Raw genomic sequence first — 16,572 nt, forward strand, 5'->3', positions numbered from 1 at the left:
GCTCCGCAAAGGACCTACGGACATGGGCAAGCAATTCGCGCGGATCGAACCCGAGCACAGGGCTTTCATCGAGCGGCAGAAGATCTTCTTCGTCGCGAGCGCCCCGCCGAAGGGACGCATCAACGTGTCCCCCAAGGGCCTGTCCTCGTTCCGGGTGCTCGGCGACACCGACGTCGCCTATCTCGATTGCACTGGCAGCGGCAGCGAGACCCGCGCGCACCTGATGGCCTCGGACGACAAGCGGTTGACCGTCATGTTCTGCGCCTTCGAAGGCCCCCCGATGATCCTGCGGCTCTACGGCCAGGGGCGTTCTCTCATGCGCGGCACGCCTGACTACGCCGATCTCGCCCCAGGGTTCGAGGACGTCGCCGGGGCCCGCCAGATCATTCGTCTCTCGGTCGACCTCGTGCAGACATCGTGCGGTATGGGCGTGCCCCTGTTCGACTACAAGCAAGAGCGCGGCAGCCTCGTCCGCTACTGGACGGCGCAGGGCGTCAGCAACCTGCGAAAATACTGGGGCCTGAAGAACATGAAGAGCATCGACGGCCTGCCGACCGGCTTTGTCCCCGACAGCATGGCTCCCCAGGACTGACAGATCAGGACTGACAGACCAAGATTGCTGAATCCGGCCTAGGATTTACCTGCTAACCGGGCTAAACAGCCCTCCCCTGACGACAAACCGGGAAGCCCAAGATGGACAAGTTCACCACGCTGGAAGGCGTCGCGGCGCCGCTGAAGATCATCAATGTCGACACCGACATGATCATTCCGAAGCAGTACCTCAAGACCATCAAGCGCACCGGGCTTGGCAAGGGGCTGTTCTCCGAGCAGCGCTACAAGGACGACGGCAGCGAGAACCCGGATTTCGTCCTCAACCAGCCGGCCTATCGCAACACGAAGGTGCTGGTCGCCGGTGACAATTTCGGCTGCGGCTCAAGTCGCGAGCACGCGCCCTGGGCGCTGCTCGACTTCGGCATCCGCTGCGTGATCTCGACCTCGTTCGGCGACATCTTCTACAACAACTGCTTCAAGAACGGCATTCTGCCGATCCGCGTCAGCCAGGAAGACCTCGACAAGCTGTTCGACGACGCCGAGCGCGGCGCCAACGCGACGCTGACGATCGACCTGCCGAACCAGGAGATCCGCGGCCCCGACGGCGGCAAGGTCAAGTTCGAGATCGACCCGTTCCGCAAGCACTGCCTGATCAACGGCCTCGACGACATCGGCCTCACGATGGAGAAGAAGGCCTCGATCGATACCTATGAGGACAAGCTCAAGCACGAACGCGCCTGGGCCTGATCGCAGATTTTCGTTGAAGCCCCGGCGTCGAAAGCGCCGGGGCTTTTTCTTTGCCCTGATTATCCGTAGAACTTTGCCTGATGCTGCCCGAGATCGTCACCTTCTGGCATGGCCCGATGGACGCATTGCGCCAGACCTGTCTGCGCTCGCAGCTCGCGGCCGGCCACAAGGTCACGGTCTACAGCTTCGACACCATTCCCGGCCTGCCGGCGGGCGTCGACAATGCCGAGGCCGAAGCGATCCTGCCGCATGCGTTCTCAGAGCGGTTGCGGCCGCCGCAGCCGGACGGCAGCTGGCGCGACTGGACCACGCTGCAGTTCAGCGACTTCTTCCGCATGAAGCTGATGGCGAAGGGCCTCGGCCTCTGGCTCGATGCCGACGTGCTGCTGCTCAAGCCCATCGAGATCGATCCGGCAAAACCCTATTTCGCCTGGGAGCGGCCGCACCAGCTCGGCAATTCCGTGATCTATCTGCCGCCCGAGCATGGCATCGTTGCCGCCTTCGAAGAGCTGATGGAGCAGGAGGAGCTGACGCCGAACTGGCTCTCGGTCCGCCATCGCATCACCTTCATGATGCGCCGCCTGCGCGGCGGCTCGAACCGGCTCTCTGACATTCGCGTCGCGATCTATGGACCCGCGGCCCTCACCGCGCTCGCGCGCCGCACCGGTGAACTGGAGAACGCATTGCCGAAGCAATCGTTCTACGCCGTGCATGCCGAGCCAAAACTGTTCTTCGATCCCTCGAGCTATCTCGGCCTCGTCACGAACCCTGAAATCATCGGCCTGCACATCTCGCCCAAGGGCCGCGGCCGCGAGAAGCCGATTCCCGGCAGCCTGTATGCGTGGGCGACGGAGCGGTTTCGCTAGCCGTCATTCTCCGCTGTCGTCCCGGCGAAGGCCGGGACCCAGAACCACAGCAAGCAGTTTGGCGAAGACTTGGCGTTGGGATCAATACCATCCGCAATCGATAGACCTCGCGGTATGGGTCCCGGCCTTCGCCGGGACGACGACGGCGGTTGTTGCGATGCCGCCGAACCGCGTCCGGGACACGAGCAGCTTCCTCAACCCCTTCCCAATTTGATCCAGCGCAACGCGCTCCTGCACCATTGTGCCTAGTCTGGCTCCAATTCCACGACCCCAATGGAGCCTCGCATGAGCACCGCAAGCAGGCCTTATCCCATCGTCCAGGACCTCATTGAGTCCTTTGCCAGCTGGCTCAAGCATCGCCGCGAGATGAACGAGATGCGGCAGCTCGATCGCGCCGATTTCGACCGGATCGCGAGCGATCTCAGGATCGCGCCCGATGATCTCCAGGAGCTGGTCCGTCACGGCAAGCACGCCGCCAATGAGTTGCCGAAGATGCTGGAGCAGCTCGGCATCAGCACCGAAGCGCTCGGCCGCGCACAGCCGCTGCTGCTGCGCGACATGGAGCGGGTCTGCTCGCTCTGCAACAACAAGGGCCAGTGCGACCGCGATCTCGCCGACGGCACCGCCGCGGAGAACTATCACGGCTATTGTGGAAACGCCGCGACGCTGGAAGCGCTCGACCGCGCCGACCACGCGCAGCGCTGAGACTGCGCGACGTCTGCACTGAAGTCACCAGGGCGATCTCAGTCTTACCTTACTGTCAGCAACGGGCTTATCTGGCTGATATCTGTGACGCCGAGCATTCGCCCCAGCTCCAGCGCAAGCGGCAAGACCCAAAATGGGGAGTCGGCATCGAACGGTGCCGGTTCACCCGAGATGTTGTAGAGCGTCTTGGCACAAATCTCTTCGAATGCGTACTGAGCCAGAGCAAGCTGGTCGTTGCGCTTCCCCGCCGCCAATGTCTTTCGCCTGATCTCGGAGAAAAGGGCGTGCGCCTCTTTGCGCCGCGACCTGTCATGCGCAAGCGCGATCAACCTCCGAAGCGTTTCCTTATCCGTGCATCGTTCCTCAAAGAACGTGAGCGGCGCAAGCATGGCCGCGACGGTCGGACCGCTCGCCATGAAGGCCTCCTGCGGCTCAGCCCTTCCCCATCGCCGCAATCGCATCTGCGATATCAATCGTACGCCGCGCCATGTCGGCGTGCAGGCGCTCCACCATCGCACCATCCAGGCGGATCGCACCTCGCGAGGCGTTCTCCGGCAGCTCGAATGCCGCGATGATCTTTCGTGCGCGCGCGACCTCCTCTTCGGGCGGGGTGAAGATCGCGTTGCAGGCCTCGATCTGCGAGGGATGGATCAGCGTCTTGCCGTCGAAGCCGAGGTCGCGGCCCTGCGCGCATTCGGTGGCGAAGCCGTCGGGGTTGGCGATGTCGCTGTAGGGACCGTCGAGGATCTCGAGGCCGTGGGCGCGCGTCGCCAGGATGCAGTGGGTGATCATCGGGATCATCGCGGCGCGGCCGGGCATCATCCGGATGCGCGTCTCGCGCGAGATGTCGTTCGGGCCGAAAACGAAGCCGGAGAGACGTGTCTTCGGATCGCGGCCGGCGGCGGCCAGCTCCTCCGCGTGCAACACGGCGCGCGCGGTCTCGATCATGGCCCAGACCTTCACCGTCGGCGCGGCGCCAAGCTCGGCGAGACGGCTGCCGATCGCGTCGAGATCTTCGATGCTTGAAACTTTTGGAACCAGGATGCCGTCCGGCGAGGCCTTGGCGGCCATCGCGACGTCGTCGGCCCACCAGGGCGTGTCGAGGCCGTTGGTGCGGATCAGGATCTCGCGCTTGCCGAACCCCTTGGCCGCGATCGCGGCGGCGATCCCGTCGCGCGCCGCCGCCTTGGCTTCGGGGGCGACGGAGTCTTCGAGATCGAGGATCAGGCCGTCGGCAGCGAGATTCCTGGCTTTTTCCAGCGCGCGGGGATTGGAGCCGGGCATGAACAGATGGCTGCGGCGCGGGCGGGTCATGCGAATGGTCCTTCCGGTTTCCTCGTCTGTGTTCTGACCCGAGCCGATAGCACTCGGCGTGCCTATTCGAAAGGCTTGTTCGCCGCTCAGCTCTATGGTTAGGCATAGGCCATGATCACATTCCCGAAGTCCCTGTTGGAAGGCTACAACGCCTTCGCCACCAACCGGCTGCCGGCGGAGCAGAGCCGCTATCGCGAGCTGTCGGTCAAGGGCCAGTCGCCCGAAGTGATGGTGATCGGCTGCTGCGACAGCCGCGTCTCGCCCGAGGCGATCTTCGACGTCGGTCCGGGCGAATTGTTCGTCGTCCGCAACATCGCCAACCTCGTGCCGGTGTACCAGCCCGACGGCAACGCGCATGGCGTCTCGGCGGCGCTGGAATATTCGGTGACGGTGCTGAAGGTGAAGCACATCGTCATCCTCGGCCACGCGCAATGCGGCGGCATCCGCGCCTTCGTCGACAAGATCGAGCCGCTCACACCCGGCGACTTCATCGGCAAATGGATGCAGATGTTCATCAAGCCGGGCGAAGTGGTCGAGCAGCGCGACCATGAGAGCATGGCGCAATTCGTCGAGCGCATCGAGAAGGCCGCGGTGTTCCGCAGCCTGGAAAACCTGATGACCTTCCCGTTCGTGCGCAAGGCTGTCGAGAGCGGCCAGATGCAGCTGCACGGCGCCTATTTCGGCGTCGCGGAAGGAACGCTTTTCGTGCTGGACAAGGCGAGCAAGGAATTCAAGAGCGCGCGGAGCGTGGTGTAAGCCTCTCGCCGCCTGGCTTGAATTCGTAGGGTGGGCAAAGGCGCGAAGCGCCGTGCCCACCATCTCTCTCGATGAGATGCAGGTCGTGGGCACGCTTCGCTTTGCCCACCCTGCGAGACCGGTGACGGAGCTTACGCCGCCTTCTTCTTCGCGGTGATCAGCTTGCGGTTGATCAGGACTTCCGCGATCTGGATCGCGTTGAGGGCTGCGCCCTTGCGAAGGTTGTCGGACACGCACCACAGCTCGAGACCGTTCTCCACCGTCGCGTCCTCGCGGATGCGGCTGATGTAGGTCGCGTCCTCGCCGGCCGCCTCATACGGCGTGGCGTAGCCGCCGGGCTCATGCTTGTCGATGACGAGGCAGCCCGGCGCCGTGCGCAGGATATTGCGCGCTTCGTCGGCGCTGATCGGATTCTCGAACTCGATGTTGACGGCTTCGGAGTGGCCGACGAACACCGGCACGCGCACGCAGGTCGCGGAGAGCTTGATCTTGGGATCAAGAATCTTCTTGGTCTCCGCCATCATCTTCCACTCTTCCTTGGTGTAGCCGTCCTCCATGAAGACGTCGATCTGGGGAATGACGTTGAAGGCGATGCGCGCGGGAAACTTCTTATTGACGATCTCGCTGTTGGTGTAGACGGCCTTGGTCTGCGAGAACAATTCGTCCATCGCATCCTTGCCGGCGCCCGACACCGACTGATAGGTCGCAACGACGACGCGCTTGATGGTCGCCTTGTCGTGCAGCGGCTTGAGCGCGACCACGAGCTGCGCGGTCGAGCAGTTCGGGTTGGCGATGATGTTCTTCTTCTTGAAGCCTTCTGTCGCGGCCGCGTTCACCTCGGGCACGATCAGCGGCACGTCCGGGTCCATGCGCCAGGCCGAGGAATTGTCGATCACGACCGCGCCGGCGGCGCCGATCTGCGGCGACCATTCCTTCGACACCGAGCCGCCGGCCGACATCAGGCAGATGTCGACGTCGGAGAAGTCGTAATGCTCGAGCGCCTTGCACTTCAGGGTACGATCGCCATAGGAGACCTCGACGCCGACGCTGCGGCGCGACGCCAGGGCCACGACCTCGTCCGCGGGGAATTTGCGCTCATCCAGGATGTTGAGCATTTCCCGTCCGACATTGCCGGTCGCGCCGACGACTGCGACTTTGTAACCCATCGTTCACTCTCCGATGAAAAAGCCCATTCCTGAAGCTGACGCTTAAACAGGAAGAGCAGCGCTTCTATGCGAGAACCGGCCTCAAGACAACGTTGGACCCATGCCTGAAGGCCGTGGATGCAGTCGCCTGAGGCCAGGACGGCCGTTAGCCCTACCCAGATCCATCTGACGCTCGCAGCCTTCGCCGACGAGGTGGTCGGCACGGTGGCGCGTCTGTTTGCCTATGTGGGGGCGCTGGTCCTGTTTGCCATCCTGGCCCTGGCGGGCCTCGGCCAGCTCCCCGAGCTGCGCGACGACGAGCCGGCTGCAAAGCCGGGCTGGGGCGTGGCCGACCGCTCGCATCCGGCCTTCGCCCTCAGTCGGCTGGATTCATCCGATAAAACAGTCTCTTACAGCATCTTCAGGCATCCGGAAGGCGGCCGGAAGGACGTCATGCGCTGGACCGGCGAGACCGACAGGCCCGTGGCACAGCTCGAGATCTACCGCGAGGGCGGCGAATTCGACGTCACCCGCCCCGCGGCCGCCGACCTCGCCGTCCAGATGGGACTCGGCCCGGCCACGCCGCTGGAGCAGGCCGGCCTGATCGACACCAAATTCGGTCCCGTCGCCCTGTTCCGGCCGGCCGGCACGGCCAAGGGCAGCTGCCTCGCCTACCTCAAGCGCAGCGAGGAGCCGGCGCTGCAGATCTCCGGCTTCTCCTGCCAGGGCGATACGCTGCCGGCCCAGCGCGCGGCGGTCGCCTGCACGCTGAACCGGCTGACGCTGCTGACCTCCGGCAACGAGCCGAAGCTGGCGGAATTGTTCGCCCGTGCCGAGCTGAGGCGCCGCGGCTGCGACGCCCAGGGTTCGCCGGACTGGCTGCTCGGCGCCGCCAACGCGCAATTGCGCGGAGCGCTTTGAGCGGCATCAAGCTCAAGTGGCTGGTTTGCATGCAACTTTTGCCGATGCGCCCGATTATTCCGGGCTGGTGTGACCCAATAGACCTAGTTGCGGCCACCCCGGCCGCGCTAGTATGGGGCGAAATCGACTGGCGGCGCGCCGCCTGAAGGGGACGTGATGAGCTCGAATTTTTCTGCCGCGAACAAACTGGCGACCTGGCTTGCAGCGGGCGCCGTGGTTGCGATGGCCTTCGCGACGCCGGCTGCGGCCGACACCAAGACCAAGCGCTACGACGAGCGCGGCCGGGTTTACTACGGTCCGAGCGGTCCCAACGCGGTGTATCAGCAGGGCCGCACCCGCATCTATGTGAGCAAGCGCTCCTGGCTCGACGGCGGCACCGAGGTCAATCCGGGCGACCGCAAGTTCACCGACTACGCCTTCCCGCCGGCCGTGGGCTATCCGTCCTTCGCCCGCGAGAACCTCAACCGCCCGATTGATCGCCAGCCGCTCTCGACGCCGGCCGACATCGGCGGCTATCCGCAGAATTTCCCGCTGTACTGAGCGGGCGCGACGACCGAATCAAAAGGCCGGGCTCACGCCCGGCCTTTTTCGTTTCGGGAGGTGCCGTAGGGTGGGCAAAGGCGCGTTAGCGCCGTGCCCACGATCTCTCTCGATTACAAAAGGTGCGTGGGCACGCTTCGCTTTGCCCACCCTACGATTCCAGTTGCCTGGCTGAGATGCGTGCGCCTCACGCATTCGCTGCCGGATCATGGCGCCGGCAAAACTCCTCGATCGCCTCGGAGCGGAAATCGGCGAGGCGCTCGAAGATGAGTTCGTCCGGCCAATCCCACCAGGCGATGCGGCGCAGGCTGGCCGCGACGGCGTCATCGAAGCGCTTGCGGATGGGACGCGCGGGAACGCCGCCGACGATCGTATAGGGCGCGACATCGCGGCTGACGACGGCACCGGCGGCAATCACCGCGCCGTCGCCGACATTCACGCCCGGCAGCAGGATCGCGGCGTGGCCGATCCAGACGTCATTGCCGACGATGACGCGATCGCCGCGGCGGTCCGCAAAGAAGTCGCGGTCGCGGCTCGCACCCGCCTCGTAATATTCAGGGACGTAGGTGAAGCGATGCTGCGAGGCGCGGCCCATCGGGTGATTGGGCGCGCCGATCCGGACCGAATTGGCGATGGCGGTGAACTTGCCGATCACGGCGTCGGCGACCTCGCAATTCTCGCCGAGATAGGAGTAGTCGCCGAGCGAGGCATATTCGATGCGGGTGTTGGCGAGGATTTCGCAGCGCCGCCCGATCTGCGCCTCGCGCCGGCGCACCGTCTCATGGATGAATGTTTCCGCGATCTTGGGGCGGGGCGAGGCATCCATGAGCTAACTCCGAGAGCAGGTGCCGTAGGGTGGGCAAAGGCGCAACGCGCCATGCCCACCATCTCTCTCTAATCACAACCGAATGGTGGGCACGCTTGCGCTTTGCCCACCCTACGAGTGCGATGCCTGTGGCTAGGCGTGCAGCTTCTGCAATTCCTTCAGGATCGCTTCGCCCATCTGCGTGGTCGAGGCGGCCGTGGTGCCTTCCGACTTGATGTCGGCGGTGCGCAGGCCGCTGGCGAGCACCGCGGCGATCGCGGCGTCGACCTTGTCGGCGAGATCGCCCATGTCGAAGGAATAGCGCAGCGCCATGCCGAACGACGAGATCATCGCGATCGGGTTGGCGAGGCCCTTGCCGGCGATATCAGGGGCCGACCCGTGCACGGGCTCGTACAGCGCCTTGCGCTTCTTGCTCTTGACGTCGACTTCGCCGAGCGAGGCCGAGGGCAGCATGCCGAGCGAACCGGTCAGCATCGCCGCGATGTCGGAGAGCATGTCGCCGAACAGATTGTCGGTGACGATGACGTCGAACTGCTTCGGCCACTTCACCAGCATCATGCCGCCGGAGTCGGCAAGCTGATGCTCGAGCGTGACGTCGGGATATTCACGCTTGTGGACCGCCGTCATGACCTCGTTCCAGAGCACGCCCGACTTCATGACGTTGCGCTTCTCCATCGACGTCACCTTGTTCTTGCGCTTCCGGGCAAGCTCGAAGGCGACGCGGCCGATGCGCTCGATCTCATAGGTGTCGTAGACCTGGGTATCGATGGCGCGCTTCTGGCCGTTGCCGAGATCGGTGATGGTCTTGGGCTCGCCGAAATAGACGCCGCCGGTGAGCTCGCGCACGATGACGATGTCGAGGCCCTCGATCGCATCGCGCTTCAGGCTCGAGGCATCCGCCAGCGCCGGGTAGCACACCGCGGGACGCAGGTTGGCGAACAGCGCCAGATCCTTGCGCAGGCGCAGCAGGCCGGCCTCGGGGCGAACCTCATAAGGAACGGCATCCCACTTCGGGCCGCCGACCGCGCCGAAGATGATGGCGTCGGCGGCCAGCGCCTTGGCCATGTCGCCCTCGGAGATCGACACCTTGTGGGCGTCATAGGCGGAGCCGCCGACGAGGCCGGTGTCGGTCTCGAACTTGGCGATCCCGGCCGAATTGAGCCAGTCGATCAGCCGCTTCACCTCGCCCATCACCTCGGGGCCGATACCGTCGCCGGGGAGCAGCAGCAATTTGTGGGTCGCCATGGTCGTTCTTCCTCCGTTTCGTCATGGCCGGCATAGCCGGCCGAAAGGACGGCGTCGCTTCCGCTCGCCTATGCCCCGGCCATCCACGTCTTGCCTGAGCGGCACAGAGAACGTGGATACCCGGCACAAGGCCGGGCATGACGGCGCTCATGAATTTCGGCCGGAGTGCTAGAGCGGCGTTGCGCGCTTGGCAAGACACCATTGCCGCGCTGCGGCTGTGCAAGGCGGGCGGGGCCTGCCACACTGGTCAGGCCGGAGAACCCCTTGCACGCGCCTGATCGCCCCCCGCCCGACGCGCACCCCGCGCGGCTGATCCTGACCCTGTCGCTGGCGGCGACGGTCGGGCTCGGCATCGGCCGCTTTGCCTATGCCCTGGTGCTGCCCGACATGCGGGAGGACCTCGGCTGGTCCTACTCGGCGGCCGGTTTCATGAACACGATCAACGCCGTCGGCTATCTCGCGGGCGCGCTGGTGGCGTCCCGGCTGATCCAGCGGGTCGGCTGGGCGGCGGCCATCCGCGGGGGAACCCTGGCCTGTGTCGCCGCGCTCGCCACCTGCGCGCTGACCGGGAATTTCGTCGCGCTGAGCCTCGCGCGCCTCGTGCTGGGCCTCGGGGCGGCGGCCGGCTTCGTCGCCGGCGGCGCACTGGCCGCAGGGATAGCGCAGTCGCGCCCCGAACGGGCCAATTTCCTGCTCAGCCTGTTCTATGCCGGGCCCGGCATCGGCATCCTCGCCTCCGGGCTGATCGCGCCGTTCACGCTGCAATATTTCGGGCCGGGCTCGTGGTGGATGGTGTGGTGGGCGCTGACGCTGCTGTCGGCCGCGATGACGATCCCGCTGTTCCTGATCCGCATCGAGAGCCGGGCGCGCTTCTCGGAAGACAGCCACGCCGCCTTCGCGATCCTGCCCGTGCTGATCTACCTCGCAGGCTACTTCCTGTTCGGTGCCGGCTACATCGCCTACATGACCTTCATGATCGCTTATGTGCGCGACGGCGGCGGCGGAGCTGCGGCGCAGGCGGCGTTCTGGAGCCTGATCGGCCTTAGCGCCTTCGTGACGCCCTGGGTCTGGCGCGGCGTGCTGGCGCTCGACCGCGGCGGGCTCGCCACCGCGATCATCCTCGGCACCAACGCGTTAGGAGCTGCCCTGCCGATGCTCGGGCATTCGCCGGCCTGGCTCGCGGTCTCGGCCGTCGTGTTCGGCGTCGCCTTCTTCGCCGTGGTCGGCTCGACCACCGCCTTCGTGCGCTTCAACTATCCGCCCGAGGTGTGGCCGACCGCGATCGCGGCCATGACGATCTCGTTCGGCGTCGGCCAGACGCTCGGTCCGATCGTGGTCGGCGCGATCACCGATGCGCTGGGGAGCCTGAGCTACGCGCTCAATGTGTCGGCGGCGTTGCTGGCGCTGGGGGCGGTGGCGGCGCTGTGCCAGCGGAAGGTGGGGCCAGCCAAGCAAACGGTGCCGTAGGGTGGGCAAAGGCGCGCAGCGCCGCGCCCACGATGGAAGCTAGCGCATATGCATGACCAGCCATATCGCGAGTTGAACGAGGAAGCCGAGCGAGAGCAGGCAGAGGAAACCGGCGCACATCCATAGTCCGGCAACGCGTCGCGTTCGCCAGAGATAGTAAGGAAGATACGGCGGCCAGAATATCGTCAGGAGAAAGCCGTAGTCGAAAGAACGCTGGACTTGCGGGTGATCCCTTTGGTCAGCCACGATCCACATGGCGAGCAGGATCACCGACAGAGTATCTGCAAGAGCCGTGGTCGCGGGCTTGTCGTATATGCCGCGCCAAAAGAAGAGCCCGTCGAACAGCGCGGACGCCGCCAAAACGCAAATCAGCGAACCTGCAAGCCACTTCTTGATATTCATTCCGGTCGCTGAATTGAGTGTCACGCGGCCGTAAAATAGGGCCGCTGCAGCGACCATGTCTAGTGGCGCACTACCGTAGCGTGGGTTAGCCGCAGGCGTAACCCTCCAACTCCGTTCGGCAGACGCGGAAGCATAGTAGATTACGCCTGCGGCTAATCCACCCTACGGCAGCGGAGCTAGCTCCCGCTGAACGAATTGTAGCCCTGGTCTTCCCAGTAGCCGCCCTTGTACTCGTTGGTGACTTCCATCGAGACCACGTATTTCGGGTTCTTGAAGCCGAGCTTGGTCGGCACGCGGATCTTCATCGGGAAGCCGTAGGCGCGCGGGAGAATTTCGTTGGCGTATTTGAACGTCATCTGGGTCTGCGGATGCAGCGCGCTGCGCATGTCGAGTGGCGAGTTGTAGCCGTCCTTGTCGGCGCACTGGAACCAGACGTATTTCGCGCGGGTGTCGGCGCCGATCAGCTTGAGGAAATCGCGCAAGGGCGTGCCGGTCCAGCTGCCGATCGCGCTCCAGCCCTCGACGCAGATGTGCCGGGTGATCTGGTTGACCTGCGGCAGCTTGTAGAGCTCGTCCAGCGTCCAGGACTTCTTGTTGTCGACGAGGCCGCGCACCTCGAGCTTCCAGTCCGCAGCCGCGATATCGGGCGCGTCGTCGAGATCGTAATAGGCATTGAACGGGAACGGTTTTGTAATCGCGCTCTCCGGGAAGGTCGGCGCCAGCGCATCGGGATTGAAGATGAAGGCCTGCACCGCGTCGTTGAACTTCGAGACCTGCGCCAGCAGCGTATCGGCCGAGGACGAGTCCACGACGTCGCAGCCGGTCAGCAGCGTCAGCGCGCCCAGGCTGGCGCCGCCGGCGATGAAGCGGCGGCGGGTAAAATCCGGCATCGTCTTGATGGCGTCCTTGATCAGCAGCCGCTTGTCGACGCCGGGGATCAGGAATGAACGCTTGGCCATGACTTGCTCCTTAGCGTCCGATGATCATCGCGCGCAGGCTCTTCGGCACCAGCAGCGCGAGCAGGACGTGAATGACGAGGAAGGCGCAGATCGCGGCCATGCAGAAGAAGTGCACGTAGCGCGCGGTCGGATAATCGCCGAACAGCATCACGAGATAATAGAACTGCACCGGCTTCCACATGCCGAGGCCGGAGAGCACGATCAGCACGCCAACCGCGATGATGCCGGCATAGAGCAGGCGCTGCACGTAATTGTAGACGGTGAGGTCGTCATGGCCGAGCTTGAAGGTCAGGGCCGCCCTGACGTCGTGGAGCACGCCCGACGGGGTGATCGGCAGCAGTTTCTTGCGGAAGCGCCCGGTGGCAAAGCCGGTAATGAGATAGGCGAGGCCGTTGACCATCAGCAGCCACATCGCGGCAAAGTGCCAGAGCAGGCCGCCGCCGAGCCAGCCGCCCAGCGTGTACTCGCGCGGGAAGCTGAAGCCGAACAGCGGCGAGGCGTTGTAGATCTGCCAGCCCGACAGGATCATCAGGATCATGGCCAGCGCATTGATCCAGTGCATGACGCGGACCCAGGCCGGCTGGATCACTTTGGCCGGGGTGGCGCTGACCTGCTCGTCGGTGACTGTAAGGCTCGACATGATGGTTCCGTCCTGAACGTCGCGTGACACCGATTATACGCCGACGCATCGGCTTTCGTTACGCCTTCGCACGGCATCGAATCGATGCCCGCAGGCTATCATGGTCACAATAAAGCGAGCCGGGTGCCCCCGGCTCGCCGTTTTCGTCGCACCCGGTTCGGGGATGAAACCTGATGGCGCGGTGTTACGTCGCCGGCATCAGCACGGTGTCGACCACGTGGATCACGCCGTTCGACTGGTTGACGTTGGAGATCGTCACCATCGAGGTGCCGCCCTTGGCGTCGACGATCCAGGTCTTGCCGTCCATCTTCTTGACGGTGAGCTCCTCTCCCTCGGCGGTCTTCAGCTTCTTGCCGTCGGTGAGGTCGGAGGCCTCGAGCTTGCCGGGCACGACATGGTAGGTGAGGATCTTGGTCAGCGTCGCCTTGTTCTCGGGCTTGACGAGGGTGTCGACGGTGCCGGCCGGCAGCTTGCCGAAGGCGGCGTTGGTCGGCGCGAACACCGTGAACGGGCCCTTGCCTTCCAGCGTCGGCACGAGGCCGGCCGCCTTCACCGCTGCCACCAGCGTGGTGTGATCCTTCGAGTTGACGGCGTTCTGGACGATGTTCTTGGACGGGAACATCGCGGCGCCGCCGACCATCACGGTCTTCTCCTCGGCACGCACAGGCGCGACGACGGTCGCGGTGATGGCGAGGGCGCTGAAGGCGGCGGCAGCGAGATAGGCAATGCGCTTCGACATGGAGAGTCTCCCGATTGAATTGAGACCGGCACGTGCCGGTGCTTGAGTTGGGGCAACAACGGCGCTTGCAGCAGTTTGACGTGAAGCAGCGCCGTCGTTGGCCGAACTACGGGAGGGTTTGCGATGCGGTTTCGGGAAAAAATTCTTTGTGATGCGTGAAACTATGCGAGGGGATGTTCGTGGGGGGCGTGCCAAGCGGACGGTGCCGTAGGGTGGGCGGAGGCGCGCAGCGCCGTGCCCACTATCTCTCTCCGCATTGACGAGTGGTGGGCACGCTGCGCTTTGCCCACCCTACGGCAGTGATGCCCGTTGCGGCAGTGTACCCGCCTCAATCCCTGTTGTTCGGCGTCTGGATGAAGCCGCGATTATGCGTCGGGCTGATCAGCAGCTCGTTGATGCAGACGCGCGGCGGCATCGAGGCGATGAAGGCGATGGTGCGGCCGAGGTCTTCGGGTTGCAGCATCTTCGCCTGCTCGGCCTCGCTCGGCACCACCGGGCGCAGCTTCAGGATCGGCGTCGCCACCTCGCCCGGCATCAGGCAGCAGGCGCGCAGGCCGTTGACGCATTCGTCCATGTTGAAGGAATGGGTCAGCGCCAGCACCGCGTGCTTGGTGGTGGTATAGGCCGGGCCCGGCATCTTCGAGACGTGACGGCCGGCCCAGGACGAGACGTTGATGATCGAGCCGTCCTGCTGCTTGCGCATCGTCGGCAGCACCGCCTGCATGCAATAGAGCACGCCGTTGAGATTGACTTGGACGAGCTTGTCCCAGCCTTCCAGTTCCATGTCCTTCCAGCTGCGCTTGGGAACATTGATGCCGGCATTGTTGACGAGCAGGTCGATGCGGCCGTGCTTGGCGACGATCTGATCGGCCGCCTTCCGGGCCTCTCCCGCGTCAACCACGTCGAGCGCGATGGCCTCGGCCGCTCCGCCGGCCTTGGCGATCTTCGCAACCACGGTATCCAGGGCATCCTTGCGGCGGCCCGAGACCACGACGATCCAGCCGTCGGCAGCCAGTGCCTCCGCGCCGGCCTCCCCGATCCCGCTGCCTCCGCCCGTCACCCAGGCCACGCGTTTCCCACCTTTGGTCATGCAAACTGTCTCCGTTGCTTCATTGGGGCGGTTTTTGCTAATCCAGCCCTCGGTTTTGACCGGCCTTGTCAGTCTTGCGGTCGAGGAAATCTTGCATGAACCAAGCAGCCAACGCCAACCTGTTTTCCCGCCTGTTCGACGGCCTCGACGACCCCAAGCGCCTCGCGATCGAGACGCAGGACGGCGCCCATATCAGCTATGGCGATCTGATCGCGCGGGCAGGCCAGATGGCGAACGTGCTGGTGGCGCGCGGCGTGAAGCCTGGCGACCGCGTCGCGGTGCAGGTGGAAAAATCGGTCGCCAATATCGTGCTGTATCTCGGCACGGTGCGCGCCGGCGCGGTCTATCTGCCGCTCAACACCGCCTATACGCTCAACGAACTCGACTATTTCATCGGCGATGCCGAGCCGTCGCTGGTGGTCTGCGATCCCTCCAAGGCCGATGGCCTCGGTCCGATCGCCGCCAAGGTGAAGGCCAAGGTCGAGACGCTCGGGCCTGACGGCAAGGGCTCGCTGACGGATGCCGCCGGCAAGGCGAGCAGCGAGTTCGCCACCGTCTCGCGGGCCAATGACGATCTCGCCGCGATCCTCTACACGTCGGGCACCACCGGCCGCTCCAAGGGCGCGATGCTGACCCACGACAATCTCGCGTCGAACTCACTGTCGCTGGTCGATTACTGGCGCTTTACCGACAAGGACGTGCTGATCCACGCGCTGCCGATCTACCATACCCACGGCCTGTTCGTGGCGACCAACGTGACGCTGTTCTCGCGGGCGTCGATGATCTTCCTGCCCAAGCTCGATCCGGACCTCATCATCAAGCTGATGGCGCGCGCGACCGTGCTGATGGGCGTGCCGACCTTCTATACGCGCCTGCTGCAGAACTCCGCGCTGTCGCGCGACACCACGAAGCACATGCGTCTCTTCATCTCTGGCTCGGCGCCGCTGCTGGCCGAAACCCATCGCGAATGGTCGGCGCGCACCGGGCATGCCGTGCTCGAGCGCTACGGCATGACCGAAACCAACATGAATACGTCCAACCCCTATGACGGCGAGCGCGTGCCCGGCGCGGTCGGCTTCCCGCTTCCCGGCGTCTCGGTGCGCGTGACCGAGCCCGAAACCGGCAAGGAGCTGCCGCGCGACGAGATCGGCATGATCGAGGTCAAGGGCCCGAACGTGTTCAAGGGCTACTGGCGGATGCCGGAGAAGACCAAGTCCGAATTCCGGCCAGACGGCTTCTTCATCACCGGCGACCTCGGCAAGATCGACGACAAGGGCTACGTCCACATCCTCGGCCGCGGCAAGGATCTCGTCATCTCCGGCGGCTTCAACGTCTATCCGAAGGAGATCGAGAGCGAGATCGACGCCATGCCGGGCGTGGTCGAGTCGGCGGTCATCGGCGTGCCGCATGCCGATTTCGGCGAGGGCGTCACGGCCGTGCTGGTCTGCAACAAGGGCGCAGACGTCACCGAAGCCGCCGTGCTGAAGGCCCTCGACGGACGGTTGGCAAAATTCAAGATGCCCAAGCGGGTGTTCGTGGTCGACGAGCTGCCGCGCAATACGATGGGCAAGGTGCAGAAGAACGTGCTGCGCGATACGTACAAGGATATTTACGCGAAGAAGTGAGGGGGCGGATCCGTAGGGTGGGTTAGCCGAAGG

Annotated in this window: 19 protein-coding genes; 9 read left to right on the plus strand and 10 right to left on the minus strand. The window is 64.6% G+C overall.

Annotated features, from left to right (window positions below; translation table 11 throughout):
- Positions 1 to 22 precede the first annotated feature (22 nt).
- From A7X65_RS12420 to A7X65_RS12435, 4 genes are all read left to right on the plus strand, one after another.
- On the plus strand, positions 23 to 592 hold the full coding sequence (locus A7X65_RS12420; RefSeq protein ID WP_063685093.1) for a pyridoxamine 5'-phosphate oxidase family protein: 570 nt from the start codon (positions 23 to 25) through the stop codon (positions 590 to 592).
- 101 nt (positions 593 to 693) lie between these two features.
- Positions 694 to 1,299 (plus strand): 3-isopropylmalate dehydratase small subunit, encoded by a 606-nt coding sequence (leuD, locus tag A7X65_RS12425; protein ID WP_063685094.1) that lies wholly within the window; start codon positions 694 to 696, stop codon positions 1,297 to 1,299.
- An 80-nt stretch (positions 1,300 to 1,379) separates the two neighbouring features.
- Positions 1,380 to 2,165 (plus strand): glycosyltransferase family 32 protein, encoded by a 786-nt coding sequence (locus A7X65_RS12430; protein ID WP_063685095.1) that lies wholly within the window; start codon positions 1,380 to 1,382, stop codon positions 2,163 to 2,165.
- A gap of 285 nt (positions 2,166 to 2,450) precedes the next feature.
- Positions 2,451 to 2,870: a DUF6455 family protein gene (locus A7X65_RS12435; RefSeq protein ID WP_063685097.1), complete on the plus strand. Its 420-nt coding sequence runs from the start codon at positions 2,451 to 2,453 to the stop codon at positions 2,868 to 2,870.
- 44 nt (positions 2,871 to 2,914) lie between these two features.
- Here the strand turns inward: A7X65_RS12435 and A7X65_RS12440 are convergent, their stop codons facing one another.
- Together A7X65_RS12440 and A7X65_RS12445 are read right to left on the minus strand one after the other, a co-directional pair.
- Positions 2,915 to 3,286: a TroA family protein gene (locus A7X65_RS12440; protein ID WP_145657868.1), complete on the minus strand. Its 372-nt coding sequence runs from the start codon at positions 3,284 to 3,286 to the stop codon at positions 2,915 to 2,917.
- Between the two features lie 16 nt (positions 3,287 to 3,302).
- The gene (locus A7X65_RS12445) at positions 3,303 to 4,184 is read right to left on the minus strand and encodes an HpcH/HpaI aldolase/citrate lyase family protein (protein WP_063685099.1); all 882 of its coding nucleotides are present in this window, start codon (positions 4,182 to 4,184) and stop codon (positions 3,303 to 3,305) included.
- A gap of 111 nt (positions 4,185 to 4,295) precedes the next feature.
- Between A7X65_RS12445 and A7X65_RS12450 the strand changes: the two genes are divergently transcribed.
- Positions 4,296 to 4,940, plus strand: a complete 645-nt coding sequence (locus tag A7X65_RS12450; RefSeq protein WP_063685101.1) for a carbonic anhydrase — start codon at positions 4,296 to 4,298, stop codon at positions 4,938 to 4,940.
- A 131-nt stretch (positions 4,941 to 5,071) separates the two neighbouring features.
- Here A7X65_RS12450 and A7X65_RS12455 read toward each other — a convergent pair whose 3' ends face one another.
- Positions 5,072 to 6,106, minus strand: coding sequence for an aspartate-semialdehyde dehydrogenase (locus A7X65_RS12455; protein WP_063685103.1), 1,035 nt, complete (start codon positions 6,104 to 6,106; stop codon positions 5,072 to 5,074).
- Between the two features lie 117 nt (positions 6,107 to 6,223).
- Here A7X65_RS12455 and A7X65_RS12460 point away from each other — a divergent pair, with 117 nt between their 5' ends.
- Both A7X65_RS12460 and A7X65_RS12465 read left to right on the plus strand, forming a co-directional pair.
- Positions 6,224 to 7,006 carry a hypothetical protein gene (locus A7X65_RS12460; RefSeq protein ID WP_063685105.1) on the plus strand — a complete coding sequence of 261 codons (783 nt, stop codon included), beginning with the start codon at positions 6,224 to 6,226 and terminating at the stop codon, positions 7,004 to 7,006.
- 156 nt (positions 7,007 to 7,162) lie between these two features.
- Positions 7,163 to 7,546, plus strand: coding sequence for a hypothetical protein (locus tag A7X65_RS12465; RefSeq protein ID WP_063685107.1), 384 nt, complete (start codon positions 7,163 to 7,165; stop codon positions 7,544 to 7,546).
- Positions 7,547 to 7,733: 187 nt separating this feature from the next.
- On the opposite strand, the gene A7X65_RS12470 is transcribed toward A7X65_RS12465, so the two are convergent.
- A complete protein-coding gene (locus tag A7X65_RS12470; RefSeq protein WP_063685109.1) occupies positions 7,734 to 8,372 on the minus strand; it encodes a DapH/DapD/GlmU-related protein in 639 nt (212 codons plus the stop codon).
- 132 nt (positions 8,373 to 8,504) lie between these two features.
- Positions 8,505 to 9,617, minus strand: coding sequence for a 3-isopropylmalate dehydrogenase (leuB, locus tag A7X65_RS12475; protein ID WP_063685111.1), 1,113 nt, complete (start codon positions 9,615 to 9,617; stop codon positions 8,505 to 8,507).
- 264 nt (positions 9,618 to 9,881) lie between these two features.
- Here leuB and A7X65_RS12480 point away from each other — a divergent pair, with 264 nt between their 5' ends.
- On the plus strand, positions 9,882 to 11,084 hold the full coding sequence (locus A7X65_RS12480; RefSeq protein WP_063685112.1) for a YbfB/YjiJ family MFS transporter: 1,203 nt from the start codon (positions 9,882 to 9,884) through the stop codon (positions 11,082 to 11,084).
- A 39-nt stretch (positions 11,085 to 11,123) separates the two neighbouring features.
- On the opposite strand, the gene A7X65_RS12485 is transcribed toward A7X65_RS12480, so the two are convergent.
- The 5 genes from A7X65_RS12485 to A7X65_RS12505 all read right to left on the minus strand — a co-directional run bounded on the left by A7X65_RS12485 (position 11,124) and on the right by A7X65_RS12505 (position 14,914).
- Positions 11,124 to 11,486: a hypothetical protein gene (locus A7X65_RS12485; protein ID WP_063685114.1), complete on the minus strand. Its 363-nt coding sequence runs from the start codon at positions 11,484 to 11,486 to the stop codon at positions 11,124 to 11,126.
- A gap of 176 nt (positions 11,487 to 11,662) precedes the next feature.
- Complete coding sequence (locus A7X65_RS12490) at positions 11,663 to 12,445, minus strand: molybdopterin-dependent oxidoreductase (protein ID WP_063685116.1); 783 nt, start codon at positions 12,443 to 12,445, stop codon at positions 11,663 to 11,665.
- Positions 12,446 to 12,455: 10 nt separating this feature from the next.
- Positions 12,456 to 13,085, minus strand: coding sequence for a cytochrome b/b6 domain-containing protein (locus A7X65_RS12495; RefSeq protein ID WP_063685118.1), 630 nt, complete (start codon positions 13,083 to 13,085; stop codon positions 12,456 to 12,458).
- Positions 13,086 to 13,269: 184 nt separating this feature from the next.
- The gene (locus tag A7X65_RS12500) at positions 13,270 to 13,824 is read right to left on the minus strand and encodes a fasciclin domain-containing protein (RefSeq protein ID WP_063685121.1); all 555 of its coding nucleotides are present in this window, start codon (positions 13,822 to 13,824) and stop codon (positions 13,270 to 13,272) included.
- A 328-nt stretch (positions 13,825 to 14,152) separates the two neighbouring features.
- On the minus strand, positions 14,153 to 14,914 hold the full coding sequence (locus A7X65_RS12505) for an SDR family oxidoreductase (protein ID WP_063685123.1): 762 nt from the start codon (positions 14,912 to 14,914) through the stop codon (positions 14,153 to 14,155).
- A 95-nt stretch (positions 14,915 to 15,009) separates the two neighbouring features.
- Between A7X65_RS12505 and A7X65_RS12510 the strand changes: the two genes are divergently transcribed.
- A complete protein-coding gene (locus A7X65_RS12510; RefSeq protein WP_063685125.1) occupies positions 15,010 to 16,539 on the plus strand; it encodes a malonate--CoA ligase in 1,530 nt (509 codons plus the stop codon).
- Positions 16,540 to 16,572 lie beyond the last annotated feature (33 nt).

It is taken from the genome of Bradyrhizobium stylosanthis (assembly GCF_001641335.1).
GTDB lineage: Bacteria > Pseudomonadota > Alphaproteobacteria > Rhizobiales > Xanthobacteraceae > Bradyrhizobium > Bradyrhizobium stylosanthis.

Coding starts and splice junctions, on each gene's coding strand:
- A7X65_RS12490 (WP_063685116.1), bottom strand. CDS start 12,445: ATGGCCAAGCGTTCATTCCTGATCCCCGGCGTCGACAAGCGGCTGCTG.
- leuD (WP_063685094.1), top strand. CDS start 694: ATGGACAAGTTCACCACGCTGGAAGGCGTCGCGGCGCCGCTGAAGATC.
- A7X65_RS12510 (WP_063685125.1), top strand. CDS start 15,010: ATGAACCAAGCAGCCAACGCCAACCTGTTTTCCCGCCTGTTCGACGGC.
- A7X65_RS12420 (WP_063685093.1), top strand. CDS start 23: ATGGGCAAGCAATTCGCGCGGATCGAACCCGAGCACAGGGCTTTCATC.
- A7X65_RS12495 (WP_063685118.1), bottom strand. CDS start 13,085: ATGTCGAGCCTTACAGTCACCGACGAGCAGGTCAGCGCCACCCCGGCC.
- A7X65_RS12450 (WP_063685101.1), top strand. CDS start 4,296: ATGATCACATTCCCGAAGTCCCTGTTGGAAGGCTACAACGCCTTCGCC.
- A7X65_RS12435 (WP_063685097.1), top strand. CDS start 2,451: ATGAGCACCGCAAGCAGGCCTTATCCCATCGTCCAGGACCTCATTGAG.
- A7X65_RS12440 (WP_145657868.1), bottom strand. CDS start 3,286: ATGGCGAGCGGTCCGACCGTCGCGGCCATGCTTGCGCCGCTCACGTTC.
- A7X65_RS12455 (WP_063685103.1), bottom strand. CDS start 6,106: ATGGGTTACAAAGTCGCAGTCGTCGGCGCGACCGGCAATGTCGGACGG.
- A7X65_RS12505 (WP_063685123.1), bottom strand. CDS start 14,914: ATGACCAAAGGTGGGAAACGCGTGGCCTGGGTGACGGGCGGAGGCAGC.
- A7X65_RS12445 (WP_063685099.1), bottom strand. CDS start 4,184: ATGACCCGCCCGCGCCGCAGCCATCTGTTCATGCCCGGCTCCAATCCC.
- leuB (WP_063685111.1), bottom strand. CDS start 9,617: ATGGCGACCCACAAATTGCTGCTGCTCCCCGGCGACGGTATCGGCCCC.
- A7X65_RS12465 (WP_063685107.1), top strand. CDS start 7,163: ATGAGCTCGAATTTTTCTGCCGCGAACAAACTGGCGACCTGGCTTGCA.
- A7X65_RS12460 (WP_063685105.1), top strand. CDS start 6,224: ATGCAGTCGCCTGAGGCCAGGACGGCCGTTAGCCCTACCCAGATCCAT.
- A7X65_RS12430 (WP_063685095.1), top strand. CDS start 1,380: ATGCTGCCCGAGATCGTCACCTTCTGGCATGGCCCGATGGACGCATTG.
- A7X65_RS12500 (WP_063685121.1), bottom strand. CDS start 13,824: ATGTCGAAGCGCATTGCCTATCTCGCTGCCGCCGCCTTCAGCGCCCTC.
- A7X65_RS12470 (WP_063685109.1), bottom strand. CDS start 8,372: ATGGATGCCTCGCCCCGCCCCAAGATCGCGGAAACATTCATCCATGAG.
- A7X65_RS12485 (WP_063685114.1), bottom strand. CDS start 11,486: ATGAATATCAAGAAGTGGCTTGCAGGTTCGCTGATTTGCGTTTTGGCG.